At 37.6% G+C, this 9,184-nt stretch carries 8 protein-coding genes; all 8 read right to left on the reverse strand.

Features of this window, described 5'->3' with window-relative positions:
* Positions 1-789 (reverse strand): MFS transporter (locus ACH2CJ_RS02990; protein WP_394990608.1); only part of this gene is annotated, 789 nt, incomplete at its 3' end.
* 4 nt (positions 790-793) lie between these two features.
* Positions 794-2,272, reverse strand: a complete 1,479-nt coding sequence (locus ACH2CJ_RS02995; RefSeq protein ID WP_394990609.1) for an FAD-dependent oxidoreductase — start codon at positions 2,270-2,272, stop codon at positions 794-796.
* Between the two features lie 4 nt (positions 2,273-2,276).
* Complete coding sequence (locus ACH2CJ_RS03000) at positions 2,277-2,696, reverse strand: hypothetical protein (protein ID WP_394990610.1); 420 nt, start codon at positions 2,694-2,696, stop codon at positions 2,277-2,279.
* Positions 2,665-2,937 (reverse strand): hypothetical protein, encoded by a 273-nt coding sequence (locus tag ACH2CJ_RS03005; protein ID WP_394990611.1) that lies wholly within the window; start codon positions 2,935-2,937, stop codon positions 2,665-2,667. Before ACH2CJ_RS03005 ends, ACH2CJ_RS03000 begins: the two co-directional genes overlap by 32 nt.
* Before the next feature lie 47 nt (positions 2,938-2,984).
* On the reverse strand, positions 2,985-4,409 hold the full coding sequence (locus tag ACH2CJ_RS03010) for a glycoside hydrolase family 1 protein (RefSeq protein ID WP_394990612.1): 1,425 nt from the start codon (positions 4,407-4,409) through the stop codon (positions 2,985-2,987).
* Positions 4,410-4,433: 24 nt separating this feature from the next.
* A complete protein-coding gene (locus ACH2CJ_RS03015) occupies positions 4,434-5,573 on the reverse strand; it encodes an esterase (protein ID WP_394990615.1) in 1,140 nt (379 codons plus the stop codon).
* Positions 5,574-5,751: 178 nt separating this feature from the next.
* Positions 5,752-8,589 (reverse strand): TonB-dependent receptor domain-containing protein, encoded by a 2,838-nt coding sequence (locus tag ACH2CJ_RS03020; protein WP_394990617.1) that lies wholly within the window; start codon positions 8,587-8,589, stop codon positions 5,752-5,754.
* 330 nt (positions 8,590-8,919) lie between these two features.
* Positions 8,920-9,063: a hypothetical protein gene (locus ACH2CJ_RS03025; protein WP_394990618.1), complete on the reverse strand. Its 144-nt coding sequence runs from the start codon at positions 9,061-9,063 to the stop codon at positions 8,920-8,922.
* Between the last annotated feature and the right edge of the window lie 121 nt (positions 9,064-9,184).

Below are 9,184 nucleotides of genomic sequence, written 5' to 3' on the forward strand. Positions count from 1 at the left end.
AGCTACGCCGAGCAAACCCATAGTTTTGCCCATTTCGTCGGGAGTCATGCCTTGGTTTTGCACAAAATAGGTTGAAATAAAAGGCAGCGTAGAAAACCACCAACCAAACACACAACAAGCTGCTCCGATGCCGTATTTAATATTGTTGTATTCGAGCAATTCGGAGATATTTAGAGCTGATTTTTCGTTGATTTGGGCAATACTTTCGACGGTCGATTTTCTTAGAAATTTCCACGCCAATAAACCCAAAATTAAACCTGGTGCACCTGCCACTAAGAAAGCATTTCGCCAACCCATGTTTTCGGCAATTTTAACCAACAATACAGGGGCTAAGATAGAACCAAAAAGTGCCGAACCAACACCTTGCAAAATCCCCGCATTTAGGCCCATTCGGTTAGGTGAGGATTCTCGCTCGACAAAGTTTTGTGCCAAAGGAATAACTGGGCCTTCGGCAAAACCCATGATCATGCGAGCAAGCAATAGCGTAATAAATGAGGTAGCCAAACCCGAACCAAACGAACAAACTGAAAACACAAAAACGGCTACCACAAAAACCAATTTCTTCTTATTATTATTTTCGGCCCAAGCAGTAGAAAAAAAGCTTGAAACTGCCCACGCCAACGATAATGCCCCTGCCAAAAGTCCGATTTGGGTATTATTCAAATTTAAGTCTTTTGCCACGTACGGCATTAAAAAATTGAGTGCGAGGCGGTCGAAGAATAAACAGCCAAACGTTAGTGCCATGAGTATTACTATGCCATTTTCGTAGAAAAAAAGTCTTTTTTTCATTATTTTATTTATGTTTAGGGTAAAATAGCTTATTTTTTTCGCTTATGAATTTCATAATATTTTCCACAGCAATTCGGCCAGTATTTATTGCAAAACCCATTGAAGTACCTGGAAAAATAAATGGATAACTATCGTCATAAATCGAACAAGCGTCTGTCCCTGCGGCATAAAAGCCTTTGATTGACTTCCAATCTTGCCCTATAACTTCGGCTTTTTCGTTGATTTTTATACCTCCTGCACTGCCATAAGCACTCGGAAAATGTCGCCCTGCGTACCATTTTCCACCAGTGAGCGGTCGAAGGTATTTTCGTTCTTTATTAAACTGCTCATCATAGCCATTTTGGCAATAAGCATTATAATTTTCGATGGTCTCTTTTAAGTTTTCTAACTCAATTCCTGTTTGTGAAGCAAGGTCTTCGAGGCTATCAGCTACATAAAAATTACCCCTACCCGATTTCAAATAAACCTCTATTATTGATTGAGAATTTTCAAAATTTGTTTTTGGAAAAACTCGGTTTCGGGTATCAAAATCTTGTTCCATTTCTTTTAAAATACCTTCATCAAAAATCAAAAAACCTGTTTTATCTTTTTGAAGCGTAAGAGCATTTCCGGTGAAAGTTACATTTGCCATAATGGCCTCATTCATAAATCTTTCACCCAAATAATTGACAAATAAATGTGGTTGTCGGCAGGCTTCGTGCAATTGTGGAGGCACATTCAGAGGGTCGGTCATACCATAGACCAACTCCATTGACATCTCAGTTTTTTTAGCACCCACTTCCCACGCCATTCTGATGCCATCGCCTGTAATGCCTTGAATTCGGAATGGAAAAATATCTTTATCAACCTCAAAACCAGCGTGTTCTTTTATCATTTCTGGGCTATTTCCAAAGCCACCCGTAGCAACGATTACGGCATTTGCACGAGCCTCTATTGCATTGCCTTCTTTATCGTTTGCTTTTACGCCAACAACAGCATCATTTTCTTTAATTATCTGATTAACAGCACTTTCCAAATAAAAAACCACGCCTAAATCAATCGCTTTTTGGGTCAAAATCTTCATCATGGTAGCAGCTCCACCCGGTCCGGGAGGGCCAGTTTCTGGCTTCACCAAATGCCAAGTAGAATACGAACCTGTAAAGTATGTGGCAGGCTCTACAAACTCAACGCCCAAGGCTTCGAGCCAATGAATGGTATCACCCGATTTATTCAAAAAAGCACGTACCAATTTGGCATCAACTCGCCAATGTGTATAATCCATGAACACCCTAAATGCTTCATCTTTGGTCGGTTGTAGCAACCTCGCTCTTGTATGACGACTTTCGATGCCCAAAGGCCCCATGCCTTTGTTTGCAGTTCCGCCCGTAATAGCATTTTTCTCAAAAATAATGACAGACAGTCCACATTGAGCGGCTGCAACAGCGGCCGAAAGTCCTGCTGCTCCTGCGGCGATTACGATAAGGTCTGACTCTATTTTTTTCATTTTTTTAGTTCAGTTGGATTCGTGCAAAAAGCCCCACATTATCGGTATTTACTTTGTGTGGTCCATACCAATTTGAGTCTGCACCAATACCAAACTGATAATTTTTTATGGCTAAACCAAATCTTAGGTTTACATAGCTTCGTTGGTGGCTATTATCTTCTGGATTTAGAATGTATAAACTTTGAAATCTGGTGTAAAATTCAACTTTTTCGGTCAGCTTTGGTTTAAATTCCAATAAATTAAACGTTTCGAGGTTATGATTATCGCTCAAATCGACTGTTGGAACGGCAATAAAAAGCCACTTTTTGTTGGCGAATACATATTGAAAACCAGCCACTTTCCTAAATCCTGTTTTTTGGTTTAATGCAAAACCAGCAGTCAATGAGAAGCCTTTAAAAAGTTCGTAATTGAGTAAAAAACTCATTTTTAGTGAGGTCGTTTTTATAATCCCCGTTAAAACTCGTTACATTGAAATAACCCCATTTACTTTTTTCGTTGAAATGCTTTGACACCACCAACTGCACATTTACGGCATGATTTCCCATAAATATTTCAACGGGAATAGCTGGGCTTTTAAGGGCAGAACCACCATGATCTTGGGCGTGTAAATACGTCAAGTGGATTAGGCTGAATAAAATTATTCTTATTGTTTCTTTTATTAACATCTTTATTTAATTACCTTATTATCAATATTTTAAAGCCACAAAGCTTATTAAAACTTAGTATTCTTGATTATCTGCTGATACTCATAAAAGCTCTGCTTTGGGGTACGTTCTTGGGTTTCAAAATCAACGTAAATCAAGCCCAAACGCTTGGTATAGCCCGACACCCATTCAAAATTATCCCAGCCTGACCAAACCATATATCCATTGAGGTTAGCACCTTCTTTTTTGGCTTTTAATGACCATTCAATGTGGCGTTTGATATAATCGGCACGCATTGGGTCTTTGATTTTGCCATCAACTTTTACGTCTTCAGATACATAACCTGTGCCGTTTTCAGTGATATAAACTTTCGGATTTTCGTAGTCATTTTTCAAACGCATCAAGATTTTATACAAATATTCTGGTCGTACTGGACCCACGTTTGATTTGATGGCATCGGGATTATTATCCAACCATTTCAACGACATGGCAGTATCTTCGCCTTTTACGATGGCAGGAGCATAAAAATTAATTCCAAGAAAATCAGGTTTTTGAGCTGCAATAAGTGCCATGTCTTCGGCACTTGGCTTGAAAGTCGGATTGTATTTTGCCAACGAATCCAAGGCCATTTTGGGGTAACGTCCTTTGTAAAGTGGGTCGAGAAATAAGCCATTTATCAAAATATCTTGAAATTCGGCAGTTTTTATGTCGGCAGCATTTTTCTCATCCCACGCAGCAGCAGGATTTACATTGAGTACAATACCGATTTCTCCTTTGAGTTTTAAATCGTGGTATAATTTTATCACTCGAGCGTTTACTACCATCTGAGCATGGGCTTTTTGCATTTGGCTCATGTACTTTTCTTTTGAAATACTGGCTGGATTTTCGCCAGAAAGTAGATTCTCGACTAAAAAAAACTCTATATAAGGCTCATTGAAAGTGATAAAATGTTTCACTTTTTGTCCATAACGCTTTAAAACTACCGAAGCATAATTATAATACCAATTTGGCATTTCTGGATTTGCCCAACCGCCTTTTTTGAGTAAAACCGCAGGATAATCAAAGTGGTAAAGTGTTACGAACGGCTCAATTCCTGCCGCCAATAAATCATCAATCAACACATCGTAGTGTTTTAAGGCAACTTCATTTACCGCACCAGTTCCATCGGGAATAATTCTACTCCAATCGAGCGACATTCTGTAAGAATTGATGCCCAACTCTTTCATTAAGGCAATATCTTTCAAATATTGGGTGCGGTCGTACATATTTATCGACACATTTCCCGTATGATTTTGCCCAATTACTTTTTCGGTAATTCTTACCGTATTGGTCAGAAAATCCCATTTCGATTCTCCTTTTCCATCGGTTTGATATGCTCCCTCAACTTGGTAAGCACAAGTTGCTACTCCCCAAAGGAATGGCTCTTTTTTTTGAGCGAATGAATGAAAAACTGAAAAAACAATTAATGCGAGCGAACACAATATTTTTGTCATTTTATGAATATTTTAAAGGGTATTTTATTTGAATAATAATGGAGCAAAATCTTGTAAATTCTTACGCCAAGTCAGAAATGTATGCCCGCCTTCGATGTTTTCGTAGGTATATTTTATGCCACTTTTATCGAAAAGAGCCATTGTATTGATGTTGTTTTTGTAGGCAATATCAGCCTCGCCACCCATATAAATCTTAAATTTCTTAAATTCGTTGATTGACTTATTAGCCAAAACTGCCGTGTATTTTTCTTCTAATTCTTTGATAAGATTCGGAAAATAACCTGTACTCATCGGAAACACATAAGCAAACAATGTCGGATTCCACAAAGCAATATTTAAGGTCTGAATTCCGCCCATCGAAAGCCCTGCAATGGCACGATGCTCACACTTGGTAGAAACTGGATAAGTTTTTTCGACGAAAGGAATAATATCTTGTAGAAAATCTTTGCTGAAAGGGTCAGCTTCAGGGCCTGCTCCCATTGCATTTCCTTTGACTGGCGTATGCCCTGCCGACATCACAACAATCATAGGTTTGAGTTTTCCTTCGGCATAGAGGTTATCAAAAATCAAATTTGCACGACCTGCGGTTGTCCAAGAAGCATCATTATCGCCGCCACCGTGAAACAAATAAAGCACTGGCAGTTTCTCTTTTTTGCTGATTTGGTCATAATTTGGGGGTAGATAAACGTGTAAACGTCGAGTAATTCCGCCCAAAGAAGTCGAAGAATAAAGCACTTTTTCTATTTTTCCGTGCGGCACATTCTTCAAACTCTGATAGTCATTTTCTGCTCCTTTTACTTCAAAAAGATTCGAGAAACCGCTATTGCTTTCTTTGTATTGAGCATTTTTTGGGTCGAAAATCTTTAAACCATCTACCGAAAAATCGTAAGTATAAAGACTTGGTTTTACGGCATAATCGGTTGTAAACGACCAAACACCAATTTCACTTTTGGCGAGTTTATCAGCACCAAATTTTGGAGCGTAGTCGCCCATTACAGTTACTTCCGATGCTTTTGGAGCGTAAATACTGAACTTCACTTTACCATCATTCAAAATTTGAATAGATTGTAAAGTGTCGTTTGGAGTCGGATTTCGCTGCGAAAATTGAGCAAAAGTGGCGTTTAAAATGCCAAAAGTTAAGATTCCGAAAATTATTTTTTTCATAGTTTTGATATTTACATTTTTGTAAAGTTTCAATAATAATTTGCACAAATTTAATAATTATATTTTAGCAAAAATTGACATAAACTCAGAAAAACTATGCTAAATCAATCAGAAAATAATACTTAAAAACGGGATAGAAAATCATCTACCCCGTTTGCACCTAATATTCAACCTACAATTAAAACTTATAACTCAAAGTCAAGTAATATGCACGTGGCATAATTGGCAAAGTTGCATAAACAGCTTGCTTATTAGCTTCGAGCATCGCTTTTGTAAAACCTTGCGTATCGAGTGCCGCTGGAAAACCACCTGGGGCAGCCCAACCCATAATGCCATATTTATTCAACACATTATTGATTGATAAATTTGCTTGAATCTTCTTCGTAATTTTATAAGAAGCATTAAAATCAAAAGCATTGAATGATGGCAATTGGAAGGCATTGCCCACATTTGCCCAACGTTTACCCATATATTGCCAGTTAATTGAGGTAGTCAATTTTTCATTACTATATGTAGGCGTAACAGTAAACATATTACCGATATTATCATTTATACCGCCATCATAAGTTACCTTTTCATCATCGGCAGGTCCATTGGTTTTGGCTAACCAAACACTAAATTCTTTGGCAACCGATGTTTGTAAAATACCTACCGCACGCAAACTAAAATTTTTGTTGAAAGCATAATTACCTTCTAACTCTAAACCTTTTGTTTCGATTTTCTGATAAACACGGGCAGGAGCATAATAAGTAGCGTCAGCATTTTGAAAAATCTGAAAGTTAGGAATATTGCTTGCCAAAGTATAGAAAGGAGTTGCAAACAAACTCAAGTTTCTGCTGCGATATTTCAAACCCAATTCAGCCATTTTAATATCCTGTGCTTCAACCGAAATGCCTGATGTAAGTTGCTGATTAGCAATATCCATGAAATAACTCAAATCAGGCGTTTTGCGACCTTGCGAATAACGACCATATACCGCAAAACCATCATTTACTCTATAATTCAAACCCAATGAGTAAGAAACAACATCTTTGAATGATAGAGTTTTCTCAAAACTTTGCGTAGGATTTGTTGTAAACATTCGACCATCATAGAGCGTTGAAGCATTGCCATCTATACCAGTTGGGCTATCGGGTGTGATACGCTTAGGCGTAGTAAAACTTGATTTGATATTGAAGTTTTCAGCACGAATTCCCCAATCTAAGTTCAATTTATCGGTAATATCCCAGTTATGACCTAAAAACAAAGCCGTTTGCTTGATAGTTGCTTCGTTTTCATAAACGCCACTTCCACCAAAATTTGTGATACCGTTGGCGTTTGTCAGGTCAAATTTTGCTCCTGCTAAATTTGTATATCTGATTGCAACAGTCTGCGGTTGGTCTTCAATGGTAGCAAAACTTTGTCCCGCTGGAATCATCGAGAAACGATTTGCTTTTGTGGCAGCATAATACAAACCACCTGTGAAGGTCATGTTTTTCAGTTTTTTTGTAATCGTAGCTTGGTCAATTACATCGTTCATACCTATTTCGCTATAAGGGTTTGGATTATAAAAAACCGCATTTGGTAAAACATCACCTCCTGGCAAATTTAATTTACCAGCAATTAATCTTGGAGGACCCGGTGCAGTTGGTGGCAGTTGCTGTACTGTTCCATAACTTACACCAGTGGTTGGGTTGTAAAACTCATAAGTTCCCATACGCCCTACATTGCCACCTACAGCGTAAAATGTAAGTTGGTCAACCCTAAAAGGAAATACAACGGCAGTAGTTTGGTTGATGTTATCTTTATTAGAAATCTTGAAATTATTGTTGAAAGTCCAGCCTTCGCCAATATTTTGTTCCCAGTTTAAGCCAATCGCTTTTTCGTTGTAAGAGCCTACTTTACGAGTATCATAATTAATATCTTTTGAAGCTCCCGATAATGCCTTTGGAACAGTAAATTGTTGCGATTGAATCAAGGTTGAACTTGTATTCGTAAAGCTCCCTGCTGGTTGCGGATTTGCGAAGTCTACCGAAGGCGTAAACTCAAATGGTGCGGTATTATCATCTAATATTTTTGTATACAATTTAATCGAACCTGATTTATAGTTTTTAATGATATTGGCTTTTACTTGTCCACCGTAGCTCAATTTATAGCCTGGGTATTTTGGACCATTGGCATTTCTATAAAATCCACCTACATTAAAGGTTACGGTTTTGTCTTTTGAAAGTGGTCCACCCACATTAAAATCAGCACGATAGTAAGGATTCTGACCATTTCCTTCTAAGCCCAATCTTGCACGAACCTCCGCAGAAAGTGTTTGTCCACCAGTTTTTGACACATAATTAAACAAACCACCAGGAGCATTTGGTCCTAAGATAGTTGCAGTTCCGCCTCTTACCGACTCCACTCTACTGATAGTAGCATCGGCTCTTAGATACGCATCAGGCTGAACGAGTCCAGAAATACCAACAACTGGCAAGCCGTCTTCTTGCATCGAAACATAGAAAAAGCCGCCGTTATAGTTCAAGCCTCTTGTATAAACTGAATTTCCAACCTCACCTTTTGAAGTATTTACATAAACCCCAGGCAAATTTTTGAGCAAATCGGCCGAGCTATTTGGTACAACTGCCTCAATTTGTTTGAGGTTCAAGGTTGAAATTGCCACCGAAGCGTTCATTTTTGTACGTTTGTCAAAAACCCCCGTTACTACCACTTCGTCGAGAGCGGCTTGGTCTTCTTGCAATGAAATCACCAAACTACCAGTTTGTGGTACGTTTACCGAAATTTCTTGTGAAGAATAACCCAAAAATGAAATACTTAATTTGTAAGCACCATCTGCTACGTTTTCAATCGAAAACTCACCATTGGCGTTGGTGATTGTACCTTTCGTTGTACCTTTTATTACAACAGAAGCTCCTGCTAAGGCATCGTTTTTAGCATCGTTGATTTTTCCGGAAATTTTGCTATTCTGAGCAAAAAGAGCAGTAGAAATAAAAGTCAGTATTAGTACCGACCAAATTAGTGTTTTTCTCATCAGTGAAATAGGTTTGGTATTATTTTATTAATTAGTAGTACAAATTTCAGATTAAATTAATAAAGTTGTGAATCAAAAAAACGCCAATATGATTCAAAATCAATCAATATGATTTTTGTCATTTTTATTTGTACTAAAAAATGTATTCTATTTTCTGATTATGAAGAAAAACAAAAGAGTTTTAGAGTTATTTTGAAGCAAATGAGTGGATTTATGTTTTTTCATAAATTGCAATAATATTCAAAAAGTGGTTATCTGTATTTTAAGACATAAAAAAAGCAGCTATCAAATTTGTGAAAACTTGATAGCTGCTTAATCAACAAAAAAATATTAATCTTTTATCTCAAATGAATATTGTCCCGAAGCCAAAGTCATTTTTACTTGACCATTTTCGAGCGTTAAATTACTAATCCCATTGCTTGGCGTAAGGTTTTTACCACTTTCTTTTACTTGACTGATTGCTTTTGCTGGCAAATAAAGCGTTGCCGACGTATTGGGGTAAAATTAAAAGAAAGTACATAAACCGTCGCAGGTCGGCTATAAATTTTGAAATAGATTCTATGTGCTAATATCTTATTGTCAGGCGTTTTGTGGA

Origin of the sequence: Emticicia sp. (assembly GCF_043780375.1) — a bacterium.
GTDB lineage: Bacteria > Bacteroidota > Bacteroidia > Cytophagales > Spirosomataceae > Emticicia.